Origin of the sequence: Oryzomonas japonica (assembly GCF_008802365.1) — a bacterium.
Taxonomy (GTDB): domain Bacteria; phylum Desulfobacterota; class Desulfuromonadia; order Geobacterales; family Pseudopelobacteraceae; genus Oryzomonas; species Oryzomonas japonica.
This window is the reverse complement of record NZ_VZQZ01000001.1, coordinates 123,946-149,444: the sequence shown is the minus strand read 5'-3', so window position 1 is coordinate 149,444 and position 25,499 is coordinate 123,946. Positions and strand designations below refer to the sequence as shown.

At 60.5% G+C, this 25,499-nt stretch carries 20 protein-coding genes and 1 other annotated feature; of the genes, 12 read left to right on the top strand and 8 right to left on the bottom strand.

Annotated elements, in window-relative coordinates:
* The first annotated feature begins 152 nt into the window (after window positions 1-152).
* From tyrS to F6V25_RS00700, 3 genes are all read left to right on the top strand, one after another.
* Window positions 153-1,364 carry a tyrosine--tRNA ligase gene (tyrS, locus tag F6V25_RS00710; protein ID WP_151126253.1) on the top strand — a complete coding sequence of 404 codons (1,212 nt, stop codon included), beginning with the start codon at window positions 153-155 and terminating at the stop codon, window positions 1,362-1,364.
* Between the two features lie 113 nt (window positions 1,365-1,477).
* Window positions 1,478-2,875, top strand: coding sequence for an aspartate ammonia-lyase (locus tag F6V25_RS00705; RefSeq protein ID WP_151126251.1), 1,398 nt, complete (start codon window positions 1,478-1,480; stop codon window positions 2,873-2,875).
* 139 nt (window positions 2,876-3,014) lie between these two features.
* The gene (locus F6V25_RS00700; protein WP_149308409.1) at window positions 3,015-3,236 is read left to right on the top strand and encodes a NifU family protein; all 222 of its coding nucleotides are present in this window, start codon (window positions 3,015-3,017) and stop codon (window positions 3,234-3,236) included.
* A 78-nt stretch (window positions 3,237-3,314) separates the two neighbouring features.
* Here the strand turns inward: F6V25_RS00700 and F6V25_RS00695 are convergent, their stop codons facing one another.
* Window positions 3,315-4,205 (bottom strand): DMT family transporter, encoded by an 891-nt coding sequence (locus F6V25_RS00695; RefSeq protein ID WP_151126248.1) that lies wholly within the window; start codon window positions 4,203-4,205, stop codon window positions 3,315-3,317.
* A gap of 211 nt (window positions 4,206-4,416) precedes the next feature.
* On the opposite strand from F6V25_RS00695, the gene F6V25_RS00690 reads away from it, so the two are divergent.
* From F6V25_RS00690 to F6V25_RS00670, 5 genes are all read left to right on the top strand, one after another.
* Complete coding sequence (locus tag F6V25_RS00690; RefSeq protein WP_151126245.1) at window positions 4,417-5,292, top strand: branched-chain amino acid ABC transporter permease; 876 nt, start codon at window positions 4,417-4,419, stop codon at window positions 5,290-5,292.
* 2 nt (window positions 5,293-5,294) lie between these two features.
* Window positions 5,295-6,209: a branched-chain amino acid ABC transporter permease gene (locus tag F6V25_RS00685; RefSeq protein WP_151126242.1), complete on the top strand. Its 915-nt coding sequence runs from the start codon at window positions 5,295-5,297 to the stop codon at window positions 6,207-6,209.
* Complete coding sequence (locus tag F6V25_RS00680) at window positions 6,206-6,979, top strand: ABC transporter ATP-binding protein (RefSeq protein WP_151126240.1); 774 nt, start codon at window positions 6,206-6,208, stop codon at window positions 6,977-6,979. The genes F6V25_RS00685 and F6V25_RS00680 overlap by 4 nt, the downstream gene beginning before the upstream one ends.
* Complete coding sequence (locus F6V25_RS00675) at window positions 6,979-7,683, top strand: ABC transporter ATP-binding protein (protein ID WP_151126238.1); 705 nt, start codon at window positions 6,979-6,981, stop codon at window positions 7,681-7,683. Before F6V25_RS00680 ends, F6V25_RS00675 begins: the two co-directional genes overlap by 1 nt.
* Window positions 7,684-8,003: 320 nt before the next feature.
* Window positions 8,004-8,408 carry a tautomerase family protein gene (locus F6V25_RS00670; RefSeq protein ID WP_151126236.1) on the top strand — a complete coding sequence of 135 codons (405 nt, stop codon included), beginning with the start codon at window positions 8,004-8,006 and terminating at the stop codon, window positions 8,406-8,408.
* 152 nt (window positions 8,409-8,560) lie between these two features.
* Here F6V25_RS00670 and cls read toward each other — a convergent pair whose 3' ends face one another.
* Window positions 8,561-9,853: a cardiolipin synthase gene (cls, locus tag F6V25_RS00665; RefSeq protein WP_246166919.1), complete on the bottom strand. Its 1,293-nt coding sequence runs from the start codon at window positions 9,851-9,853 to the stop codon at window positions 8,561-8,563.
* Between the two features lie 820 nt (window positions 9,854-10,673).
* Complete coding sequence (locus F6V25_RS00660) at window positions 10,674-11,249, bottom strand: dihydrofolate reductase family protein (RefSeq protein WP_151126232.1); 576 nt, start codon at window positions 11,247-11,249, stop codon at window positions 10,674-10,676.
* A gap of 249 nt (window positions 11,250-11,498) precedes the next feature.
* Window positions 11,499-11,728 (top strand) — a binding site (T-box leader).
* Between the two features lie 155 nt (window positions 11,729-11,883).
* Here F6V25_RS00660 and F6V25_RS00655 point away from each other — a divergent pair.
* The 4 genes from F6V25_RS00655 (at window position 11,884) to F6V25_RS17345 (ending at window position 18,478) form a co-directional block, all read left to right on the top strand.
* The gene (locus tag F6V25_RS00655; protein WP_151126230.1) at window positions 11,884-13,449 is read left to right on the top strand and encodes a 2-isopropylmalate synthase; all 1,566 of its coding nucleotides are present in this window, start codon (window positions 11,884-11,886) and stop codon (window positions 13,447-13,449) included.
* A 180-nt stretch (window positions 13,450-13,629) separates the two neighbouring features.
* The gene (locus F6V25_RS00650) at window positions 13,630-14,946 is read left to right on the top strand and encodes a hypothetical protein (RefSeq protein WP_151126229.1); all 1,317 of its coding nucleotides are present in this window, start codon (window positions 13,630-13,632) and stop codon (window positions 14,944-14,946) included.
* Window positions 14,943-15,419 carry a cytochrome C gene (locus tag F6V25_RS00645; RefSeq protein ID WP_151126227.1) on the top strand — a complete coding sequence of 159 codons (477 nt, stop codon included), beginning with the start codon at window positions 14,943-14,945 and terminating at the stop codon, window positions 15,417-15,419. The genes F6V25_RS00650 and F6V25_RS00645 overlap by 4 nt, the downstream gene beginning before the upstream one ends.
* 14 nt (window positions 15,420-15,433) lie before the next feature.
* Window positions 15,434-18,478 (top strand): CxxxxCH/CxxCH domain c-type cytochrome, encoded by a 3,045-nt coding sequence (locus tag F6V25_RS17345; protein ID WP_151126225.1) that lies wholly within the window; start codon window positions 15,434-15,436, stop codon window positions 18,476-18,478.
* An 83-nt stretch (window positions 18,479-18,561) separates the two neighbouring features.
* Here F6V25_RS17345 and F6V25_RS00635 read toward each other — a convergent pair whose 3' ends face one another.
* The 5 genes from F6V25_RS00635 to F6V25_RS00615 form a co-directional block, all read right to left on the bottom strand.
* On the bottom strand, window positions 18,562-21,381 hold the full coding sequence (locus F6V25_RS00635) for a GPMC system transcriptional regulator (RefSeq protein ID WP_151126223.1): 2,820 nt from the start codon (window positions 21,379-21,381) through the stop codon (window positions 18,562-18,564).
* A gap of 271 nt (window positions 21,382-21,652) precedes the next feature.
* On the bottom strand, window positions 21,653-22,054 hold the full coding sequence (locus tag F6V25_RS00630) for a hypothetical protein (RefSeq protein ID WP_151126221.1): 402 nt from the start codon (window positions 22,052-22,054) through the stop codon (window positions 21,653-21,655).
* 521 nt (window positions 22,055-22,575) lie between these two features.
* On the bottom strand, window positions 22,576-22,830 hold the full coding sequence (locus tag F6V25_RS00625; protein WP_151126219.1) for a hypothetical protein: 255 nt from the start codon (window positions 22,828-22,830) through the stop codon (window positions 22,576-22,578).
* 132 nt (window positions 22,831-22,962) lie between these two features.
* On the bottom strand, window positions 22,963-23,475 hold the full coding sequence (locus F6V25_RS00620) for a glutaredoxin domain-containing protein (protein WP_151126217.1): 513 nt from the start codon (window positions 23,473-23,475) through the stop codon (window positions 22,963-22,965).
* 300 nt (window positions 23,476-23,775) lie between these two features.
* Complete coding sequence (locus F6V25_RS00615) at window positions 23,776-25,449, bottom strand: ribonuclease J (protein ID WP_151126215.1); 1,674 nt, start codon at window positions 25,447-25,449, stop codon at window positions 23,776-23,778.
* Window positions 25,450-25,499: the final 50 nt, after the last annotated feature.

Sequence of the window (25,499 nt, the reverse complement as noted above, 5' to 3'; positions counted from 1 at the left end):
CGGAGACACAGAGAAAAGCATTAAGATCACGAACTCAGGGCTTTTACCTCATTTTATTTCTTTTGTTTTTTCTCTATGTTCCTCCGTGTCTCTGTGTCTCTGTGGCAGATTCTAAAGATTCTAGAATTCTATCCATACCGGGAGTCAGAGATATGTCCGTAGCAGAGCAGATGGCCGTCATCAAGCGCGGCGCCGTGGAAATCCTTGTTGAAAAGGAACTGGAAGAAAAGCTGGAGAAGTCCTTCAAAACCGGGGTTCCCCTGAAGATCAAGGCAGGCTTCGACCCGACCGCCCCGGACCTCCATTTGGGCCATACCGTGTTGATCCAGAAGCTGCGCCAGTTCCAGCAACTGGGGCACGAGGTCAACTTCCTCATCGGCGACTTCACCGGCATGATCGGCGACCCCACCGGCAAATCCGTAACCCGCAAGGTTCTGACCCGGGAGGATGTGCTCAGGAACGCCGAAACCTACAAGGAGCAGGTCTTCAAGATCCTCGACCCCGCCAGGACCAAGGTGGTCTTCAACTCCGAGTGGCTCAACAAACTGGACGCCGGCGGCATGATCGGCCTGGCCTCCAAGTATACCGTAGCCCGCATGCTGGAGCGGGACGACTTCAACAAGCGCTTCACCAGCCAGCAGCCGATCAGCATCCACGAGTTCCTCTACCCCCTGATCCAAGGGTACGATTCGGTGGCGCTCCACTCGGACGTGGAGCTGGGCGGCACCGACCAGAAGTTCAACCTGCTCATGGGGCGCGAACTGCAGCGGGAGTGGGACCAGCCGCCCCAGTGCATCCTGACCATGCCGCTCCTGGAAGGGCTGGACGGGGTCAACAAGATGTCCAAGTCCCTGGGCAACTACATCGGCATCAGCGAGGCCCCCGACGAGATCTTCGGCAAGGTCATGTCCATCTCCGACGACCTGATGCTGCGCTACTACGAACTGCTCTCCGACATGCCGCTGGCCGAACTGGAACGACTGAAGGCCGGGCTGAAGGATCATTCCGTCCACCCCATGGCGGCCAAGAAGGCCCTGGGACGCGAGATCGTCTCCCGTTTCCACGGTTCCGGGGCCGGCGAGGCCGCGGAGGCGAATTTCGTCAAACGTTTCAAGGAGAACGAGATCCCGGACGAGATGCCCCAGGTCGGCTACCCCCTGGCCGACGGCCCGGTGCTCCTGGCCCGTGCCATGACCGAGGCCGGCCTGACCAAGTCCAACGGCGAGGGGAGGCGTTCCATCGACCAGGGAGGGGTCAAGCTGAACGGCGAAAAGGTCAGCGACACCAACCTGGAGCTGGCCAGCACTGGTGAGTACATCGTCCAGATCGGCAAGCGCAGGTTTGCCAGGATCGTGATCGCCTGAACCATTCCCAGGCATGGCCGCAAGCGACTTCATGGGAAGTTATCATGCGCTCCCCTGTCTCCGGCGTGGTAGAATAGGCAGGAGATGATGAGATCGTGAAAGGGGGTGCACCTATGACCACACGCAAGGAAAAAGATACCCTCGGCGAGATGGAAATCCCCGCCGAGGCGTATTACGGCGCCCAGACGGCACGGGCGGTACGCAACTTCCCCATCTCCGGCCTGAAGCCCCATCCCGCCTTTGTGTGGGCCACGGTGGCCATCAAGAAGGCTGCGGCGAAGGTCAATATGGCCGGCGGCAGGCTCCCTGCCGAGATCGGCGCTGCCATCGTGGCGGCAGCCGACGAGGCGTTGGCCGGCAAATTCGACGCGCAGTTCGTGGTCGATCCCTTCCAGGCGGGGGCCGGCACCTCCCACAACATGAACATCAACGAGGTCTTGGCCAACCGGGCCCTGGAGCTTCTGGGCCGGCAGCGGGGAGACTTCTCCACCCTGCACCCCAACGACCACGTCAACATGGCCCAGTCCACCAACGATGTGATCCCCACCGCCATCCGCCTGGCTTCGCTCAGAATGCTCGATCCGCTGCTGGAGGTCCTGGAGGGTTTGGAGAAGGGCCTGGCCGACAAGGCAAGGGAGTTTGACCCGATCCTCAAATCGGGGCGCACCCACCTGCAGGATGCGGTACCGATCCGCCTGGGCCAGGAGTTCGGCGCCTATGCCGAGGCCGTGCGCCGGAGCCGCGAGGGGTTGGAGGGATGCCTCCCGGCGCTCTTGGAACTGGGTATCGGCGGTACCGCCGTGGGTACCGGCCTGAACGCCGAACCGGACTATCGCAAACGCATGGTGGAGGAGTTGGCCGCTGCAACCGGTTTTCCGGTCATTGCCAGCGGCAACCTGTTCGAGGCCATGCAGAACATGGAACCCTTCCTGGCCCTCTCCGCGGCCCTGCGGGGGACGGCGGTCGCCGTCGGCCGCATCGCCAACGACCTGCGCCTCCTCGCCTCCGGGCCGCGCACCGGCCTGGACGAGATCCGTCTGCCGGCGGTCCAGCCCGGTTCCTCGATCATGCCGGGGAAGATCAACCCCTCCATGGCCGAGATGATCAATATGGTCTGCTTCCAGGTGATCGGGTGCGACCAGGCGGTCATGTTGGCGGCCCAGGCCGGACAGTTGGAGTTGAACGTGATGATGCCGCTGATCGCCTACAATGTGCTGTTCGCCATGGAACTGCTCACAAACGGCGTGCGCAAATTCACCGAATCGTGCATACTGGGAATACAGGCCAACGCGGAACGCTGCCGCCGCTATCTGGAGGAGTCGCTGGGGCTGGTGACGGTGCTGGCGCCGTACATCGGTTACAATGCGGCGGCGGACGTGGCCAAGGAATCGGTGGCGACCGGCAAGTCCATCCGGCAGATCGTGCTGGAACGCGGCCTGATGCCGGAAACGGAACTGGAAGCGGTCATGAAGCCGGAACACCTGACCGAACCGGGGTTGCCGTTGCGTTGATACCACTTGAGCAGGGGAACACAGGGCTGATAAACAGTTTTACAGGGATGTGCAGAATGAAGACCCCTCCATCCTGCCTCCCTGGTGACTCGGTTTTCACGACTTTGTGTCATTACACATACCAAAAAGGAGAACAGCGATGAAAGCAGAAGTCGAAAAGGTACTTGAAATGGTGCGGCCCGGCCTGCAGGCCGATGGCGGCGATGTGGAACTGGTGGAGGTGACCGACGATGGCGTCGTCAAGGTTCGTCTGAAGGGTGCCTGCGGCAGTTGCCCCATGTCCACCATGACCCTCAAGATGGGCATCGAGCGGGCCGTGAAGGAGCAGGTCCCCGGCGTCAAGGAAGTGGTGCAGGTGTAAGCTTGCTAACCATGACTCGCTTGCGGGGGAAACGGTCTGCCGTTTCCCCCGCAGTGCGTTGAAAGCGCCGAAGAGGGGTCAAGCCCGGCGATAGGAAACGATCAGCACCGCCAACAGAATCACCCCGCCTCCGACAAAGAACGACAGCGACAGATGTTCCCCCAGCACCAGCCATCCCAGGAGCGCCCCCACCACCGGCTGCAGAAAGAAGAAGACCGAACCGGAGCCGGCCTCCACCAGACTCATCCCCTTGTTCCAGAGATAGAAGGCCCCTGCGGTGGAAACAACCCCCAGGTAGAGCACCGCCCCCCAGAGCACGGGATTACCCAACCCGCTGACCGGCAGGAAGCGCCATTCGATGACCATGGCCGGGGTCGTCATCAAAGTGGCCCAGAAAATGGCCCCGGTGGTGATGACCAGAGGGGACAGGCTGGCCGAGAATTTCCGGGCCAGGACCGACAGGAGCGCCCAGGTGACGGCGGCGCCGATCAGGGCCAGATTGCCGGCTAGTACCCGGCTGCCGGTGGCGGTAGTGTCCCACCCCACAACGATGATGACCCCGATGCTCGCCAGCAGCACCGAGAACAGCTTGCGGGGGATCAGGCGCTCCCCCAGCATGAGCCGGGCAAAGAGCAGGATAAAGACCGGGCTGGCGGAGGTGAGGATCGCCCCGTTGTGGGCCGAGGAGAGGCGCGTCCCGATGAACTGGAGGCCGACCGAGACGAAGTAGCCCACAAAGCCCACGGCGATGAAGGCGCGGTGGTCGCTGCGGGTCAGTGGGGCGGTCTTTTGGCGCGCGGCCAGCGGGTAGAGCGTGATAAAGGCGGTGACGTACCGCAGCCAGAGCAGGGTGAAGGGGGGGATGAAATCGAGGGTATATTTGCTGACCACGTACATGCCGCCCCAGATGGAGGCCGCCGCGGCCAGGGCGCAGTACCCGCGCATGGTCTGACGTTCGCTTGTATGCATGCTGTCCTTTTCCGATGGAGAGAGGTGATCCTGCCGAAGAGAGTATTCGAGTGTATATCACACAATTTTCCCTTTAAATTAAACAAAATGCACCAGATCGCACAATTCGCTTGCAGGCGTGCTGTTTACCATGATAAAAAACAATGCTTTTTTTCTTTGTAAAAGGCACCTGTTTTCATACACTTTTACGCATAATCACGGGATATCCTGCATGTTCCTGCAACAACTCATCAACGGCATTGCCCTGGGCTCCACCTACGCCCTGATCGCCCTGGGCTACACCATGGTGTACGGCATCATCGCCCTGATCAATTTCGCCCACGGCGAGATCTTCATGGCCGGGGCGTTCGTCGGCCTCCTCATGGTGGGCGTCTTCAAGCTCAATATCTTCCTGGCCATGGCCTGCGCCATGATCTTCTGCATGATCATGGGGGTCGTCATCGAATTCATCGCCTACCGCCCCCTGCGCAAGTCGTCCCGGCTCTCGGCGTTCATCTCCGCCATCGGCGTCTCCACCTTCCTCTCCTCCCTGGCCCTGATGGTCTTCGGCGCCAACGCCAAGGGGTTCCCCGATCAGGCATTTCCCTCGCAGCAGATCAGCATCGGAGACGCGGACATTTCGACCCTGCAACTCCTGATCATCGGCGTGTCGGCGGTGCTGATGATCAGCCTGGAGTTCATCGTTCAGAAGACCAAGGTCGGCAAGGCCATGCGGGCCACCTCCGAAGACTACAACACCGCGGCCCTCATGGGGGTCAACGTCAACTTCGTCATATCCTTCACCTTTGCCCTCGGTTCGGCCCTGGCCGCCGCCGGCGGCGTGCTGGTGGGGATGCTTTTTAACGCCGTTTCCTTCAACATGGGCCTGATGGCCGGCCTGAAAGCCTTTGCCGCCGCCGTCCTGGGAGGTATCGGTTCCATACCGGGGGCCATGCTGGGCGGCCTCCTCCTGGGCGTGACCGAGGTATTCGGGGTGGCCATCGGCTACTCCTCCTACCGCGACGCCATCGCCTTCGCCATTCTCGTATTGGTGCTGCTGGTCCGGCCCACCGGCCTCCTGGGCCGCAAGATCCTGAAGAAGGTCTGAACATGCTGCAAGGCTTTGTCAATTCCATCGACCCCTATTTTCTGCAGATCCTGGTCAACATCGGCATCGGGATCATCCTGGCGCTGGGTCTCAACATCATCACCGGCCTCACCGGCCAACTGTCCCTGGGGCATGCCGCCTTCATGAGCGTCGGGGCCTTCGCGGGCGCGCTCCTGACCCTCAAGACCGGCACCCCGTTCTACCTCACCCTCATCCTGAGCGGCCTCTTCACCGCCGCCGTGGCCGCCCTCATCGGCTGGCCGATCCTGCGGCTGACCGGCGACTACCTGGCCATCTGCACCCTGGGCTTCGCCGAGATCGTCAAGGTGGTCTTCCTCAACCTGGAGATCACCAACAAGGCCCTGGGCCTGACCGTCCCCCCCCCGCAAACCGCATTGCCCATGCCGGTGATCGTACTGATCGTCGCCATTTTGACCATCATCGCCTCGACCTTCATCCAGAATTCCCGCTTCGGCCGGGCCCTCAAGGCGATCCGGGACGACGAGATCGCGGCGGAATCCATGGGCATCAACATAGCCCGCTACAAGGTCCAGGCCTTTGCGGTCAGCGCCTTCATGGCCGGGACCGGCGGCTGCCTCTACGCCCACTTCCTGGGATACATCAACCCGTCCGACTTCGGCTTTCTCAAGTCCGTGGACATGCTCAGCATGATCGTCCTGGGCGGCCTGGGGAGCATCCCGGGCGCGGTCTTCGGCGCTTCCATCCTTTCCGCGGCGCCCGAATTCCTGCGGTTCATGTCCCAGTACCGCATGATGGTCTATGGCGCCCTCATGGTCTTTTTGATGGTCTTCCGCCCCAACGGGCTCCTGGGGGGCATCAACTTCACCGACCTGGTGCTGCGCAAGCTGGGGGTGAGGCCGCGCGGCGCACTGCGTAACTTGGAGGAAAAACAGTGACGGCGCTGCTCAAACTCGATAACGCCACCATCCGTTTCGGTGGCCTGGTGGCCGTGAACGGCGTCAACCTGGATGTGGAAGAGGGGGAGATCATGGCCCTTATCGGCCCCAACGGCGCCGGCAAGAGCACCATCTTCAACCTCATCACCGGCATCTACCCCCCCACGGAAGGGGGCATCAGCTTCAAGGGCAAAAGCATCGCCGGACTGCAACCCCACGTCATCGCAGGCGGGGGAATCGGCCGCACCTTTCAGAATATCCGTCTGTTCAACGAACTCACCGTCCTGGAAAACGTCCTGATCGGCGCCCATACCAGGGGAAGCTGGAACCTGACCGGTGCGCTGCTCAAACTGCTCCCCCCGGTGCGCCGGGAAGAGGGGCGGCTCCTGGAACTGGCCATCCACTGCCTCTCCCAGGTGGACCTAGCCCACAAGGCCTACGAGCAGGCCTGCAACCTCCCCTACGGCGAACAGCGCCGTCTGGAGATCGCCCGGGCCCTGGCCATCGAACCGGCCCTCATCCTGCTTGACGAGCCGGCTGCCGGCATGAACCCTCAGGAGAAGCAGACCCTCCTGACGATGGTGCGCAACATCCGCGCCTCCGGGGTGACCGTCTTTCTGGTGGAGCACGACATGAAATTCGTCATGGGGCTCTCGGACCGCATCGCGGTCCTGGACTACGGCGTCAAGATCGCCGACGGCAAGCCCGAGGAGGTCCGGGCCAACCCGGCCGTCATCGAGGCCTACCTGGGGAAAGGAGCCACGAACTGATGCTGTCGGTCGAGAACCTTTCCGTCAACTACGGTGCCATCCGCGCCCTGCACGACGTCTCCTGCCGCGTGGAACAGGGGGAGATCGTCGCCCTCATCGGCGCCAACGGCGCCGGCAAGACCACCATACTCAACACCATCTCCGGCATCGTCCCCTCCATGGGCGGCGTCATCGCCTTTGAAGGCACGGAGATCACCCGCATGGCCCCGCACCTGATTGTGCGCAAGGGGATTTGCCAGGTCCCCGAGGGACGCCGGGTCTTCGCCCGCATGAGCGTGCAGGAAAACCTGGAGATGGGCGGTTTCATCCTCTCCAGCAAGCAGGAGGTGGCCCAGGGGATCGAGCGGGCCTTCACCCTGTTTCCGCGCTTGGCCGAGCGCCGCAAGCAACCGGCCCGCACCCTCTCCGGCGGCGAACAGCAGATGCTGGCCATGGGCCGGGCGCTCATGTCCAACCCGCGCCTGCTGCTCCTGGACGAGCCCTCCATGGGGCTGGCCCCCATGCTGGTGGAGAAGATCTTCGAGATCGTGGTGGAGATCAACAAATCCGGCACCACCATCATGCTGGTGGAGCAGAACGCCTCCATGGCCCTGTCCATCGCCCACCGCGCCTATGTGCTGGAAACCGGCGAAGTGGTCCTGTCCGGCGACGCCGGGGAGCTGGCACGCAACCCCGAAGTGAGGAAAGCCTACCTGGGGGAGTGAACCACCCATGCATTCGTAATGACGCCCTGCCGGGAAGGATGAACCCGGCAGGGCGTTTTTGTTTAGATCTACCACCCCCTGCCCCCCTCCTAAACTAGGAGGGGGAAGCTTTGGGCGACGCTTTTCTCCCCTCCTGGTTCAGGAGGGGCCGGGGGTGGTAGCCAGCCTTAAAACCTTGTTGGTCCACGAAAAGCACGGAAGACACGAACAAGGCAACTTGACTATTCTCTGACGCGCAGTAGATTTTCTTATGCCGTGAATCGTCCGGATCTGAATACTGTGTGGGCCTGACACCCACTCACTGATTTTATGGAGGTCGTATGCCACATTTACAATTCGAATTTAACAGGAGTCTGACGGACGCTCAAAAAGCTGCTTTCGCCGAGCAGGTCCGCACGCTTTTCTCGCAGGTCATGGATACGGGAACCGACCATATCAGCATTTCCATCCGTGAATTCGGCACCTACAATCTGTCCATCGGGCGGGTCAAGGAGCCTGAAAAGGGCGTTGCCGTGGTGAATGCGGATATCCGCGAAGGGCGGACCATGGAGAAACGCAGGGCCCTTACCCTGGGATTCATGGAACTCATCAATAGGTCGTTCAATATCCCGGTTACGAATATGTATGTCACCCTCACGGAACACAAGGGTGAGGACTTCCACCTTTTCGAGAAATACCTTGCGAGTTGGCAGACAGGGGAGGACCCTCTTGCCGATTTGAAATAATATAGTGGGGGCGCTCGGGGTCAGGTTCGACTGTCAGGGCCAGGCCCACATTCTCAGCAAAACAGGGAATCCCCCTGAACCATTAATAACTCCACCCTTTTCCCCCTCCTCTTTTACCCTGCAATCCCAGCGCTAGCGGACAAGACCGCCACCTACAGCATATGAGAGAAGAGATGTGAAAACCACTCCCGCATCCTTGAGGCCCATGGCCTTTTCTCCCATTCCTCCTCTTTGATCCGGTCGGATTCGGCGAGATCCCTGGCGAACATGTTCTCCATTTCCGTGGCGAAATCGCCACTGAGAATGACCGTATTTATCTCGAAGTTTTTCGCAAAGCTCAAAAAGTCCAGGTTGGTAGACCCGACGGTTGCCCAGACGCCGTCTATAACCGCGGTCTTTGCGTGCAGGATGGCGTTGCGCCGTTCATAAAGTTTGACGCCGGACTCCAGCAGTTCGTCGTAATAATACCTTCCGGCATAGAGGGCCAAGTTCTGATCGCTTTTTTTCGGCAGGATGATCTTGACGTCCACGCCGCTTTTCGCGGCATCGCGGAGAGTTTTTATCATCTGCCCCTCGGGTACGAAATACGGGGTCGTCAGATGAACCGATTTCTCGGCAAAAGCGACTGCGGACACATACATGACGTAGGTGGTTCTGCCTGCTTCGCCGGGCCTGCTCTTTATGACCTGCACCAGGTTGGCGCCGTGTTCCTTCTGTTCCGGGAAGTACTCTTTTTCATTCAGGGCCGGCCCCTTCTGCGCTGCCCAGGCATGGAGAAAAATCTTCTGGAATTCGGCAACGGCCGGACCTTCGATCAAAATGTCCGTATCGCGCCAGGGTATTTTTGGCGTTTTCTCTTCTTCCCCGAAAAACTTGCTCGAATAGACCTGGCTGATATTGACGCCGCCGGTTATGGCGGTCGTGCCGTCCACCACCAGGATCTTGCGGTGATCCCGCAAGGTCAGCCGATATTTCTTGGATGCCTTCAGCGGATTTATGGGGTTGAATTCGACAACGTTGACCCCTTTGTCGCGCAACCGCTGGAAGAATGAAGCGGGAGTTTCCACGCTGCCTACGCTGTCGTAGATGAGGTTTACCCGGACCCCTTCCGCCCGCTTCCGGATGAACAGGTCCGCCAGCTTGCGCCCCGCTTCGTCATCCTCAAACATGAACGTTTCCATGTTTACCGTATGCCGGGCGCTCCCTATTGCCTTGAACATGGCGGCGAACGTGGCAGGCCCGTCAACCAGGAGCCGCACCCTGTTCCCCTTGATGAGGTGGCTGCCGCTCACCTCTTCGTTTACTGCGACCTGGCGCTCCAGTACCTCCGTCGGACCGGACACGGATTTCAGGCGCTCCATGATGGCGCTGCTCTGTTTTGGGGACAACACGCCATGAATGGGAACTATTCGCGGGGGTTTGCCGTCGGATTTGACCTTATCCATGACGTCGGACGTTTTGGGCAGGGGTGTGCATCCGGCTATGAATCCCAGGGAAGCTATCAATGCCAACAATACGGGCACTTGCATAGTGGGCACCACAAAAATGGCGTCTTTGGCCAGAAGTCAACAGTAGGTCAGGAGGCGGATGGAGCAGGCGCTCTGTTACTCCCTCTCCCGGTGTCTGATCTCTCTCGGCCAGTGCGTCCTCGGCAGATCCCTCCACCCCCCGCCTCTTGACCTCGAGTACTGCCAGCGATCACGGTTATAGTAATAGTAATAGCCGTTACTGTAGTAATACGGGTCTACACCCAATTCAATAATCGCCGGCAACGGGGGCGCAATTTCTACTTCCACGCCGGTGCGCGGCGGTCCGGGGGCTACTACGCATGCCGTGAGAAGGAACGCCGCAAAAAAAGTAATAATCGCCCTGCTGGATAAACTTTTCATTGGCTTTCTCCGTTGTTATTCGGGTTTATTTATATTAGATATCATTGGGAGGGTTGTTGTCAAACGAAGTGTACCGGAAGCGGAGGTGGGGAGGAGTGAACGCTTTGCGGGGAGTGTTTCCAGGCGTCACGGTCCAGGGGGACCGCCTGGGGTCGGGTTCGACATTTAAAAACATTCCCGACCATCTCCTCTCCCGAAAACCAGCCAGGCTACCGGCACCACCTGACCCGCCTTTCCTCTGGCTTCCCCAACCCCTTCACCACACAACCGGATTCTCCAAACAAACAAAGCCCCTCCGATTCAGAGGGGCTTTGCTGTGCAAGCCGAAGCAATTCCGGGGAATTCCCGACGCAGCGGCTGAATCTGGCCTCTTCGGTTAGTCGATTCCGTAGATCAGGCTCACGCGCCCACCTTGAAGTTGCTGAACCTTCCGAAGTTCAAGCCCACGACAACGTTCCGTTGTCGCAAAGAGCCCCTTCCCCTCACCGGCGATCAGCGGATACATAATAAGCCGGAGTTCATCCACGAGTCCGGCATCGATAAGGCTCGCCGTTGTTCGAGCACCCCCAATGAGATAAATTGCCTTGCCGGACTGTTGCTTGAGGGCAGCGATTTCCTCCAGTCCCCGGATGAAGCTCGTGTTTGGCCAGAGCGCCGAAGTCAGGGTGCGCGATAGTACATAATGCGGGGTCTGTGCAATGAAGCGTGCCCATTCAAGCTCAGCAGGTGTCGGCGGGTTGCCGGTGATCCATGCGGGCTTGTCCGGCTCATTCTGTATCCCGGTCCAATACTGCTCGTAGCCGGGGTACATACCTCCCCCCAGCAAGCACGCATCTACCTCAGGCATCACGCCGTAGTCATCCGACCACGCCTCTACCCACTCCGCATAGCCCTGAGGCCCCTCGAACTTCCCATCAACTGTAATTTTCATTCCAGAGATTAATTTACGCATGGCAGTAACCTCCATGCTTTATGATAGCAAATTGCTTTTTCACCATCAAGCGCTCAACGCTTGCACCTTTTCATGGGCTGAAATCGGGACATGCATGTGCCGTCTTCGGGGTTGTCACCCCGCTGCGGCAGATTGAGGTAGTGCCAACCCACCAGTCTTAAACATTTTGTTTGGCATTATCAAATCCACCCCGCCAAAAATAAAACATCTTGACTTTGCCATTTTGTTGCTCTTATGATGGCCCATATTCAAAAGGCAACGAAGAGGAGTAGTAGTCGTTTCAGGCTTCCCAGAGAGCCGGTGGTTGGTGCGAACCGGTAAGCGTGATCGATGAACTCGCCTCAGAGCCGTTTCGGTGAACCTCTGGCTAGCCGAAGCCGTCCTCCCGCGTGAAGGGTGAATCGAGGCCTGATACAGATCATCGTGTCGGGTGAAAAGGGTGGTACCGCGAATGTGCTTATAAAGCCTTCGCCCCTGTTTGGGGCGGAGGCTTTTTTTATTTTTGATCACCATACCACGACGCCGGAATTCTACCCCCGGCAGAGCGAAAGGCCGAAAACGGGATATACTTGCCCCAGGGCTTTCGACGAACGAACGGCGTTCGTGTACAACCAGGAAAGGAGCGTAGCGAGACATGGCAAAGGCACCGACGAAAAAACAGAAGCAGGACGACCGGCAACTCATCAGGGTTTTTGACACCACGCTGCGGGACGGCGAACAGGCCCCCGGCAACAGCATGAATATCGAAGAAAAACTGCGGGTGGCAAAACAGCTCCAGAAGATGAACGTGGACGTGATCGAGGCCGGCTTCCCCATTGCTTCCGAAGGCGATTTCGAGGCGGTCAAGCTGGTGGCCCAGCAGATCAAGGGACCCCAGATCGCCGGTCTGTGCCGCGCCGGCGACAAGGATATCGACCGCGCCTGGGAGGCGCTGAAGTTTGCCGGGGACAAGGGGCGCATCCACACCTTTATCGCCACCTCCGACATCCACATGCAGTACAAGCTGAAGATGGAGCCGGCCAAGGTGCTGGCGGCGGCCATCAAGGCGGTCAAGCGGGCCGCTTCCTATACCCCCAACGTGGAGTTTTCCTGCGAGGACGCCACCCGGACGCGGCTGCCGTTTCTGGCCGAGGTGGTGGAGGCGGTCATCGACGCCGGCGCCACCACGGTCAACATCCCGGATACGGTCGGCTACACCATTCCCTTCGAGTACTTCAACATCATCACCTACCTGAAGGAGCATGTGCGGAACATCGACCGCGCCATCATCTCGGTCCACTGCCACAACGACCTGGGGCTGTCCGTGGCCAACTCCATCGCCGCCGTGCAGGCGGGCGCCCGCCAGGTGGAATGCACCATCAACGGCATCGGCGAACGGGCCGGCAACTGTTCCCTGGAGGAATTCATCATGGCGCTGCGCACGCGTCACGACATCCTCCCCTTTACCACCAACGTGGCGACCGAACAGCTCACCCCGGCCAGCCGGCTCCTCACCAACATCACCGGCATCGGGGTCCAGCCCAACAAGGCGATCGTGGGGGCCAACGCCTTTGCCCACGAGGCGGGCATCCACCAGCACGGCATGATGATGGACAAGTCCACCTACGAGATCATGACGCCGGAATCGGTTGGGCTTTCCGCCAGCGCCCTGGTGCTGGGCAAACACTCCGGCCGCCACGCCTTCAAGCAACGCCTGGAGCAGTTGGGCCACGAGCTGGACGACGACAAGCTCAACCGGGCCTTTGAACGCTTCAAGGCCTTGGCGGACCTGAAGAAGGAGGTCTTCGACGAAGACCTGGACGCCATCGTGATGGAAGAGTCCCGCGAGGTCGTGAAGTACCGGCTGGGGCACATCACCGTCACCTGCGGTTCCTTTGCCGTGGCCACCGCCACGGTGCAGCTGGAGATCGACGGCGAGCCGGTGCGCACCGCCGAACTGGGCGACGGCCCGGTCGATGCCACCCTCAAGGCCATCAAGAAACTGACCAAGACCAAGGCCAAGCTGGTGCAATACAACGTGGGCGCCATCACCAGCGGCACCGACGCCCAGGGCGAGGTCACCGTCCGCGTGGCCGAGGGGAACAATATCGTGGTGGGTAAGGGTTCCTCCACCGATATCATCGAGGCCTCGGCCAAGGCCTACGTTCATGCGCTCAACAGGCTGAATATGAAACAGAAGCGCCTCAAGGAAACCGTCTGATCCAGCCTCCCCTCCCTTCCTTCCACAAAAAGCCGGACCATAAAGTCCGGCTTTTTCCTCGCCCTATATCAGACAAATAAGATTGTAAATATCCTTTTTATTTGCTATTTCAAAAATGTATGGTATAGATTTAACCTATTAATTTAACGGCGTTCTTATCTCCAGCATGGGAGCATCTCCATGAAAAAAGCCCTTTGCCGCCTGCTATCTGCCGTTTCCCTCCTGGCCCTCCCCGCTACCGCTTCTGCGGCCGAAACCGCCGTCGATTCCACCACCATCTTCCGGTTTGAACAGCGCGACATTTCGGGGGCGTCCAAACAGGACTTCATGCCTGCCACCCAGTTCCTGGGCCTGGATGTGGAAAAGCTGGCCGACGGCAACCTCTCCCTGCATTTTTCCGGCTGGGGGCGCGCCGACCTGGCCGACAAGAGCTACAACAACGACAAGGTCGATGGGAGCTTCACCTACGGGTATCTCCAGTACCGCTTCAAGGAGGCCAATGCCACAGTCCGCCTCGGTCGCCTCTTCGTGCACGAGGGGATCGCCAATGAGCAGGTGGACGGCATCAGCGCCCGCACCGACCTACCCCTGGGCTTCGGCCTGTCGGCCTTCGGCGGGGCCACCGTACATACCAAGCACCTGTACGGGGAGAAGAGCGACGGCAAGGGGGATTCGATCATCGGCGGCCGGGCCACCTATCGCTACAAAGGGTTCCTGGAGCTGGGGGCTTCAGCCGTCTACGAGGACAACGCCCCCAAGCTGATCAATTACGCCAATGCCACCCACCGCCTGCTGGGGGGCGACATCTGGCTGACTCCCCACCGCATGGTGGAGATCATGGGGCACAGCAGCTATAACACCGAGACCAGGACCCTGGCCGAGCACAGCTATCTGCTCAACCTGAAGCCTCTCCGCAATCTGGTCGTCACCGGGGAATTCAACGAGTACCGGGACCGGGGCTACCTCAACTCATGGGCCATGTTCTCCGGCGCCGCACTCAACCCCGCCGACAAATCCCGCTCCCTGGGGGGGAGCGCCTCCTATGACATTGCCAAAAATGTGGAGTTGGCCGCCGATTACAAGCATTATACCCGCGAACTGGGCAATGCCGACCGCTACGGCATAAACGGCCGCTTCGGCTTCCTGAACAACACCGTCCGAACCGGGATCGGCTACCACTATCTCCGCGCCGGCTCCGGCTTTGCCATCGGCACCACCCCCAGCGCCTCCTATCACGAACTGCACGCCTTTGCCCTGCATGACTCCGCGACGTACTTCGCCGCCCTGGACGGCATCGATTACATCTTCAAGGACAAGGTCTACAACGAGAAGAGCGCCTGGGAGGGGACCGCCTCCCTGGGGTATCACATCACACCGGCCCTGGCCCTTTCCGGTGATGTGAGCTACGGCCGCAATCCCCAGTTTACCGAAGAAATCAAGGGGCTCGTCCGCCTGACCTACACTACGACCTTTGACAGCAAGAGGGGGAAAAAATGAGAATCGCGCACCGGATGCTTCCCGCGGCGTTCCTGGCCGGACTGATCACGCTCCTGGCGGCCTGCGCCCAGATGCAGGAACTCCCCAGCCTGCCCGCATCGCACCCCGAGGCGTTGGCCGTGGGGCAACAGACGGACTGTTCGGAGTGTCATGACGACCAGGCTAGGGGGACCCTGAAGGCCCTCACCGCCTTCAGCCATACCCCGGCCTTCGTCAAGAACCACCGTTTTTACGCCGCTTCGGACGACCGCCTCTGCGCCGTCTGCCATAAGAGTTCCTTCTGCAACGATTGCCACACCAACAAGGTGGAGATGAAGCCCTCCTACAAATTCGGCTATCGGCCCGACCGGGAGATGCCCCACCGCGGCGATTTCCTGACACTCCACAAGATCGAAGGCAAGCTCGACCCGGCCAGTTGCTACCGCTGCCACGGACGGGCCAACAACGAACGCTGCGTGGCCTGCCACCGCTGACGGAGGTTCAATCTATGAAATGCCTGTTTAAGCCGGCCCTGTTTGCACTCGTTGCCGTGACGCTCTTCGCCTGTTCCAAGGGCAACGACAAGGCATCCAACATCGATCCGCGCACCGGCAAGCATCCCGCCGGGTGGGCGGTCGCCAACACCGGCGGAAGCCATCCGACGGCCTTTCTCAGCGTGCCCAGCTCCTGCTATGAATGTCACGGCAAGGACCTGAAGGGGGGCATCAGCGGCGTGAGTTGCTTCACCGCCTCGCGCAGCGGCATGAGCTGCCATGCCAACGGACCGTCGGGGCATCCGGCCGGATGGGCCGCGCCCGACGTCCACGGGGCCGCAGCCAAGGCGGCCTTGAGCGGCATGAACGGCCTGGCCCGCTGCCAGGTGTGCCATGGTGCCGACTTCTCCGGCGGCATCGCCAAGAAATCCTGTCTGAATACCGCCGGTTGCCACGGTACCGGGATCATGGCGGCCCATTCGCCCAAACCCTGGCTGTCGCGCATCGGCGGCCGCACCCACACCTCTGCCGACCCGTCCAACGCTGCGGCCTGCGCAGTCTGCCACACGGCCGGCGCCAATTCATCCCGTAAGCCCTCCGCCACCCCACCGGCGGGGACCGCGCCCAACTGTTTCAACAACACCCTCTGCCACGGCGTCGAGGGGCATGCCTTTGCCAGTTGGACCTCTGCCGGCTTCCACGGTGCGGCGGCCAAGGCCGCGGCAGGCGGCATCACCGTCAACGGCCAGTACAGTCCGGTCAGTTCCTTCGCCAGTTGCGTGGCGTGCCACGGAACGGACTATAACGGCGGCACCGCCCAGCAGACCTGCCTGAAGACCACAGGCTGCCACGGGGCCAACGTAGCTGCCCCCCACCCGGCCAGACCGTGGCGGTCCACCACCGGCGGGGTGACCCACACCACCACCGACACCAGCAATGCCGGACAATGCGCCGTATGCCACACGAACGGCGCCAATTCCACCCGTGTGCCGCGGGCCGGCGACGCCGTCGGCATCACCGGCTGCTTCAACAATACCCTCTGCCACGGCACGGAAGGGCACCCGGCGGGCTGGAGCGCCGCTGCCCAGCATGGCGCCGCGGCCAAGGCGGCCCCCGGCGCGACCACCGGATTTTCCTCGTGCCAGCCCTGCCACGGCACCACCTTCAACAACGGTGCGGAACCGTCCTGCACCAATACCCTCGGCTGCCACGGCCTGTTCGTATCGTCGCCCCACCCGGCCAAGCCCTGGTCGTCCACGGTGGCCGGGGCATCGACCCACACCACCACCGATCCGGGGAATGCGGCCATCTGCGCGGCCTGCCACACGGCCGGCGCCAATTCCACCGTCGTTCCCCCCAACCCGGCCAGCGGGACCGCCAGCTGCTACAACAACACCCTCTGCCACTTTCACCAGATACCCTTTGCCCCGCCTGCGGTGGACCCGTCGGTCCACGGGAGCCTGGCCAAGCAGAACCTGACCGTCTGCCAAACCTGTCATGGCGCCAAAGGGACGACCTCGTTCGATGGCCTGGCCCTGGCCGGCGGCGTCACGACCATTGCCTGCTCCAGTTGCCATACCTTTGCCAAGGCCCACCCGACGGCCTGGCAGGGGAGCACCACCAATCCGGGAGAAACGGTTATCTACTCCCACCGCACGGCCGGCAACATCGCTAATGCCTGTTCGTTGTGCCATGACGTCACCCAGGGACGCACCGCACCGCTCGCCGCAGCGCCTAGTTGTTTCAGCACGACCTTCACCAACAGTCTCACCCAAACCGGAACCTGTCACGCCAACGGACCCGGCGTAGCGCCCCACAGCGTACCCTATCCCAACCACAACGCCACGGCCCGCAGCAACTTTACCTATTGCCTGGGCTGCCACCAAGTGGCCGCGAATGCCGCCGGTTCGAAACCGCCGGGATGCCAGAACTGCCACCTGACCAGCCCGACGGTCACATCCACCGGCTGCACCTCCTGCCATGCCAAACCGCCGGCCGGGACGAGCTATCCCAACATCGCCGGGGTGCATGCCTCCCATGCCGTTCTGAACGTCACCGAAAACACTACCCAGACCGCCGTCTGCGACCAGTGTCATAACGGCCTGGGGCTGGGGACCCTCGACCATCTCAACCGGGCCCGGGCGCGCACCAGTTCGGTCCAGGCCAACCCGGTCGTCTTCGGCAGCCTGGCCTTCACCGGCGGCCTGGCGCCGACCTACACGGCCGCGACCCAGACCTGCGCCGCCACCTACTGTCACGGCAATACCCTGGACAAACCGGCGTCCGCCATCCTCTCGCCGTCGTGGACCACACCCTTCCTGACCGGAAGCGCAGCCAGCGATTGCATCAAATGCCACGGCTATCCGCCTAGTTCCCATGCTGCCGGTATTACGCCGGCCCAGTGCATCAACTGTCATCCCCACGTCAACAGCAGCGGCACCGGTTTCACCGACGCCACCAAGCACATCAACGGCGTCATCGATGCCACTGGAGCCCACACCGTCCCCTACCTGACCCATAACGCCGTTGCGGCGGCCTCCTGTCTGGCGACCAACGGCGGCTGCCACAGCACCGGCACGGCCGCCTCCCCCTATCCGGCCGCCACAGGCGTACCGCCGGACTGCATGTCGTGCCACACCCTGGCCGATCCACTGGGCACCGGCAACGGCCTGGGCAACTGCAAATCGTGCCACGGTACCGGCGGCACCGGCACGCTGGCCGCCCCGACCGGCACCACCTGGCCCAACATCCGCGGCACCAACACGAATGCCCGCCATCCGAGCCATCAGGGGTCGAGCTGCGGCTACTGCCACCCCAATGTGGACACCACCGGCAGGTTCACCGGCACCATCGCCGCGGGCACCGTTGCCGCCGGTTCCGGCGCCGGGGTGAACCACGGCCCCAACAAGACCATGACCAGCGGCACCAGCCAGACGAATGTGGTCAATACCGCCGCCGGCATCGTGCCGAAGACGCCGCGCGGCACCGGCGCCACCTGCACCCACGGCAGCCTGGCCGTCAGCGGATGCCACAGCGGACCGGGCGTTCAGACGTGGTAACGGCGTAATACATCACCCATAACAGCGAAGGCCGGGCAGCAGTTGCGCCCGGCCTTCGTTCGTTCCATTCCGAAGATTTCTCCTCAGCCGAGCTTCACCGTCTTGTAGAGAAAATTCTTGAACTTGTACAGCCGCAGCCGCTCCTCCTCCGCTGCCCCCCCACCCACCGCCTTGAGGTGGCGCGCCACGGCCGGCAGGGTCTTGCCCGCCGTGGCGCGCGCCTTCTCGATCACCAGCCGCACCGTCTCCCGCGGGATGTCGCTGCGGGTAAACGGCTCGTAGACCTCGCCCCAGAAATCGCCCCCTGCGGCGATCCGTTCCAGGATGTCGTCCGCCAGCCGCTCGTCCAGATCGCGGGCCGGCGGGAGCGGCCGGGCGCTGTGCTCCCCCTCCCCCATGCCGGCAATGGCCTGGGCGATGGCGTCGCCGGAGATGACGTTCGTGCGCCGGAAAAAGAGCGTCCTGAGCAGGATGCTGCGCAGTTCGCGGATGTTTCCCTTGTAGGTGTGCCGTGTGAGGATTTCCTTGGCCCCCTTGGTGAGGACGGGGGGCTTGTCCGAGGGTTCGCTTTCGCCCCGGTAGGTGCGGTACAGCTTGCCCAGAAAGTGCACCGACAGGTCGGGGATATCCTCGCGCCGCTCGTTGAGGGAAGGGAGGCGGATGGAGAGCTCGGCCAGGCGGTGGTACAGGTCCTCGCGGAAGCGACCGGCGGCGATCTCCTCCTGCAGGTTCTTGTTGGTGGCGGCCACCACGAGCACCCGGCTGTAGCGTTCCGTGTTCTCCCCCAGGCGCACGAAGCCGCCGTTGTCCAGAAAGCGGAGCAACTGCACCTGGGTCTTGGGGTCGGCGTCGCCGATCTCGTCCAAAAAGACGATGCCGCCGATGGTCTCCTCCAGGATGCCGCGCCGGTCGGTGTAGGCGCCGGTAAAGGCCCCCTTCTTGTGGCCGAACAGCTCGGAATAGGTCAGGTCGCCGGCATAGGCGGCGATGTTGGTCTTCTTGACCGGCAACTCGCCCCCCGGATTGATCTGCTGGCGGTAGAGGCCGTTCAGGTTGTTGTAGAGGTTGTTGAAGAAGAACTCCTTGCCCGAACCGGTGGGGCCGGTCACCAGGATCGACGGGAGCCCGATGGTGGCCTCCTGGAGGATGTTGCGGTTCCAAAAGACGATCCGGTTGAAGAGCGGCGGCGAGACGGTGCTGATGAACTCCACCACGGCCTGGGACGCGGAGCTGTTGCCAATCATGTTGCCCAGGCGGTAGGAGGAGACGTGCGGGTCCTTGTACGCCACGTCGCTGGTCAGCCGGTTTACCTCCCCCTGGAGGCGTTCGATGCGTTGCAGGTCCGAGATGTGCCGGGCGGTCAGGGAGCCGATGATTTGCAGGATGCGGCGGTGTTCTTCGCGAAAATGGTCGTAGTACAGGGAATTGAGGCAGATCACCGCGATCACCTCGTCGTCGCAGATGACCGGCACGGCGATCTCGCTCTTCAGGAGATCGCTCATGGAACGGTGGAAGCCGCCGGCCTGCTGTTCCTCCTCGACCTTTGCTATGATCTTGGGCTGCTTGGTGAAGGCCACGTAGCCGGTGAGGCTGCGCTCCTCGGACGGCAGCTCCGGGCCGCCGATCAGAAACGGCGGGATATACCTCTTGAGCCATTCCTTGTTCTTGGCGCCGATGATGTTCCCGGCCTCGTCCTCCACCACCAGCCACTTGACCCCGTCCCGCTCGCTGACCACGGCGATGCTGCCGGTATCCGCGCCGATCAGCTCGGTGGCCTTGGAGAGCACCTTGGTCAAAAACGGCTGGAGGCTCTCGGTGCTCTCGTTCAACAGGTCGGTGATCTCGGACAGGACCCGGATCTCCAGATGCTCGCCCCCCACCTCGCTGATGACCCGTTCCACCATCTCGGCGTGGGTCTGCAACAGCCCCATCTCGAAATCGCTGAAACGGTACAGGTCGTGGGAAAAGTAGTTGACCAGGCAGATGATGCGGCGGCTCTTGGGCTCGAAGCGCGGCACCACGTACAGCGAACGCAGGGCCATGGACTCGGTCAGCTCCCGCTTTTGCAGCCGGTGCTGGGTCAGGTCGGCGATGAAGATCGGCTTGAGCAGACGCTCGTCGTCGATCACCGCCTGATCGTTCACATACAGGGAGATCAGTGACTTGCCTTTGTGCAGATCGATGGCGCCCTGCTGGTCGTAGAGCGCCTTGAGTTGGGCGTCCTCCGAATAGCTGGCCAGGATCTCCAGTTCGCCCACCGTTGCTCCCGGCTGCTGCCCCGGCACGAGCACCGACGCCAGGGAGAGCTTCTCGATCAGCCGCACCGCCGACTGCACCATCATGCCCGCCGCCTCACGGGCCTTGAACTCCTCCAGGCGGCGGGCCAACTGCACCTGCTGGTGGTAGATACGGGCCTGATCCAGCCGGTCGGCCGCGAAACCGGCAAAATCGGCCAGGAGGGACTTGTCCTGGGCATTCAGGATCTCCCCGCCGGTCTCGCTGTCGACGCAGAGCACGCCGATGGATTTGCCCAGGCTCACCACCGGCATGATCCAGGCGGCGCGGAAGGCGAAGGTCTCGGCAAAGAGGCGGTCGGCCGAGAGGGGCGGGGCAACGGCGCTCCTGAAATCCACGGGATACTGGCTGACGAAGACGCTGGAGACCACGGTTTCGGTGGAGATGATCGGGAAATGCACATCCCGGATGGTCGCCGCCTGGTCGCCGGTGGCATAGACGCAGGAGAGCGCCCCCCGCGTCAGGTCTTCCAGGTAGATCCGCACCCGCTCGCTCCCCGACAGCAGGCGGGCCCCCTCGGAGAGGGCGTACAGCAGTTCCCCCTGGTTCTCCTTGCCGTAGGTGGCGATCTTGACGCGCAGGGCGTCCAGTCTTGTATCGATGGGCATATGCACTCCTGAGACGGGGTGGAATGCGCTCTGCGGAGCGGCGCATCCTGTGCTGGTCGGCGGCCCGACTTGAGTAAATATTTTACACAGTTGAGTTTAGCGCGGGTGGTGACGGGGTGTCAAGGGGGGGGGTCTCTCGTTCGCATCCGTACTGGCTCCCCAGCGCGGACCAATCTGGGCAATGGGTAGAGGAACTGTCGTTGTAACGGTGGTGAGGCGCAGCGGCGGCGAGGTTCTACTGCCGCCGAGTGGTTGGGCGCTTCCCTTCTATTTACAGGTAAATACCGTCTGGAATGTCAATCTTGTGATTATAGGTGTCCAGAAACCAGAGTCCTTGGTCAAAATGAACAACGATAGTCACTTCAACGCCGGGAAATTCTATGTTAAGGCGTTCTCTCCAAGCCTTTCCGAGTTCCAATAAGTTTTCTTTCGTTCTGTTCAAGAATCTGCCTTGCTTTTTTCCTCTGTAAAGAAATGCAATGTCAGCAGTGTGGTAGCTATCGAAATTCTGAATGGTTGGGTATTTTCCTGAATCAATCTCTTCTTGGAGTCCTTTGCCTGACCAAAACACGATTAGCCGCTGGCCAAAACCGCTTAAACAAACAATTTCTGTGCTTTTCAGCTTTTCAATTTCTCTTCGCTGACTTTTTAAAAAAATGCTCAATCGAAGCATAATTTATTTCCTTCATCGCCCAACGGTAGCGTGGCGCAGCGGCGCGAAGCGACCAACTGCCGCTGCGCGGTTGAATCTTCATGTTCTAATCAAGTTGAATGCGAAACTAAGCCAAGTCAATATTCCGATCAGAAAAGTAAGGACATAGACTCCAATGAAGACCGTCAATGTCCTGTCTTTCAACTGGGTGTATTCTCGTTTGCAAATAAATTTATTCAATCTCACGAATTGTTTTATCGAGAACCCGCAGAACAACCTTCCGTCTATTCCCAGTTCACCAATTACTTCTTTGTGGCACGTATCAAGCCTCGCCCCAATCAGGATAAGTGAAATGTTCCATATGACAGCGGACACCATGAAAATGACGAACATACATTTTCCTTTTTTACTTGATTCAACGGCGCGGGGGCGCACCGGCGGGAGGGCAAAAGGTGACAGACACCAATTACTCTTTTGATGAGGTGATGAAAAAGCAGGTATCGGCTATCGCTCTGGCTGCTCTTGGCATCTATCCTCATATATCATAATTTGGTGCCTGTCACCTTATTTGCCCCTTTTTGGTTTTGATGCCCTCGATAAATTAAAAAACAAAAGAATATTCCCAACAAAATACAAGAAGTTCCAAATATTTCTTTTATTGACGATGAAGGATATAGTACATGCATATGCTGTTTGTAACTATATGCACCACCGCCCTCATTGAGGGAAATCATAAGTATTCCTGCTAAAATAAATACTATTGCCCACGCTAAATTAATTAGTTCTTGTTTTTTCAAGGTCGTTCCTCGCGAGCAATCGTATTAAAATTTCCCAAAAATTTTCAAAAATTGATTTCATCCGGGGAATTCCGGGGACAGCATACTTAACTCTCAATTTAATATACTGGCCCCGTAATTCGCCGCCGATCATTACCTGCCGTTGTTCAGATAATACTCCAGGGACTCCTGGGAAAAACCGTTCATCTTGTTCGAGCCGATGATGATCAGCGGCACGCCTCGGCCACCCAGTTCCTTGTAACGTTTATGGGCGGTGCCGTCCTTTTCGATGTCATAGGCAACGTAGGGTATGCCCCGGCCCTTCAGGTAAGCCTGGGCCTTTTTGCAGTAGCCGCACCAGTCCGTGACGTAGAGTTCCACCGTACCGGAGAAGTTCTCCTTCTTGGGGGGTGCGGGCGGTGTCGGCGCCAAGGCGCTCTTCGTGGTGTTGTGCTTTGCGGGCTGGGGTTGTGGTTGAGTGAGGGGAGCGGGAGCGAAGTCGCTGTCGCTATAGACCTTTACCTTCCTGCGCTTCTTGGATGCGGGGGGAGGCGTGTCCTTGAAGGTCACCACACCGTTTTCATCCACCCATTTGTACATCTCGGCTCCGGCGAGCGAGAACCCAAGCGACAGGATGATGAGTGCCAGCACCAGCTTTGTGAGCATTTTCCCCCCATGGTGTAGTCATTGAGTCAATAATTTCCCATCCATTTTTACCAATACCCCTTCTACTCCACCAAAACACACATTTCAACGCAATTTCAGCATGTTAAAAAATTTAACACAAACGAGGCAATCGCCTATCCAGCTGTTTTCAAATGAAAAACGGCGCCTAAAACCTGTTCAGGCACCGCCGTTTGTATCACTTTGATACAAAAAATGTTGTTCGGACCAATAACAAAAAGGGCCTACAGATCAACTCTGTAGGCCCTTACTTTGGTTGCGAATGTGTGAAGGCAGTTCCCGCTACATCTCCATGATCACCGGCAGGATCACCGGCCTCCGCTCGATGGTCTTCTTGAAGAAGCGCCGCAACGCCTGGCGCACGGCGGTCTTCACCGCCTCCGAATCCCGGCGCATCTCGTCGTTCAACTCGTCCAGCGCATCGACCACGATGCCGCGGGCGGTTTCCAGGTACTCCTGGCTCTCGTCCTCGAACACGAACCCACGGGATACGATATCCGGCCCATGGATCAGGACGCCGCTGGACTGGTTGAGGCCGATGATCACCACGACCATGCCGTCCTCGGAGAGGTGTTTGCGATCCTTGAGCACCACGCTCCCCACGTCGCCGACCCCCTTGCCGTCCACGAAGACCCGCCCCGACTCCACCTTTTCGGTGATCGCCGCCGTATCGGCGTAAAAGGAGACCACGTCGCCGTTGACGGCCAGGATGCAGCGTTCCTCGGGGATGCCGACCTTCTGGGCGAGCTGAATATGCTTGACCAGGTGGCGGTATTCGCCATGCACCGGCAGGAAGAAACGCGGCCGGACGACGTTCATCATCAGCTTGAGCTCTTCCTGGCTGGCGTGGCCCGAGACGTGGACCTCGGAGACCTTTTCGTGGAAGACCTCGGCCCCGCGGCGGTAGAGATGATTGATCAACTCCGAGATGGTCCGTTCGTTGCCCGGTATGAAACGGGAGGAGAGGATGACCGTGTCGCCCCGCTCCAGCTTGATCTGCTTGTGGTCGTCCAGGGCGATGCGGGTCAGGGCCGACATGGGCTCGCCCTGGCTGCCGGTGGTGACCATGCAGACCTGCTCGGGCGGCAGATAGGGGAGTTCGCGCACGTCAAGGAGCATGTCGTCGGGGATGTTCAGGTAGCCGAGTTCGCGGGCGATGCGCACGTTGGCGATCATGGAGCGGCCGTTCAGCAGGACCTTGCGGCCGCAGGCGATGGCCACGTCGGCCACCTGCTGCACGCGGTGGATGTTGCTGGAAAAAGCCGCCACGATGATACGCCCCTGGCACTTGGGAAAGATATCGGCAAAGGCCTCGCCCACGTACTTCTCGGAAATGGTGTACCCCTCCCGCTCCACATTGGTGGAATCGGAAAGCAGGGCCAGCACCCCCTGGTCGCCGTAGGCGGAAAGCCGGGCCAGGTCGGTCAGCTGCCCGTCCACCGGGGTCTGGTCGATCTTGAAGTCGCCGGTGTGGATCACCACGCCTTCCGGGCTCGTGATGGCCAGGGCACAACCGTCCACGACGGAATGGGCCACCCGCAGGAATTCCACCCGGAAGCACCCCAGTTCGACCGTGTCCCGGGGCTTGACCGTGATCAGTTCCACCACCCCGTCCAGCTTGTACTCCTTGAGCTTTTCGTTGACGAAGCCGAGGGTCAGGGCCGTGCCGTACACCGGCACGTTCAACTCTTGCAGCACGAAGGGGAGGGCGCCGATGTGGTCCTCGTGACCGTGGGTCAGGCAGATGGCGCGCACCTGGTCGCTGCGCTCCCGCAGCCAGGCGATGTCGGGGATGACGTAGTCGATGCCGAGCATCTCCGGCTCGGGAAACATGAGGCCGCAGTCGGCGATGATGATATCGTCGCCGTGCTGGTAGGCCATCATGTTCAGGCCGATCTCGCCCAGCCCCCCGAGGGGGATGATCTGAAGGGCGCTATTTGATATTGGAGTATCCATAGACGTTTCTTTCTGCCGCAACGGGCCGATGGTTCGGTACACCCTCTGGC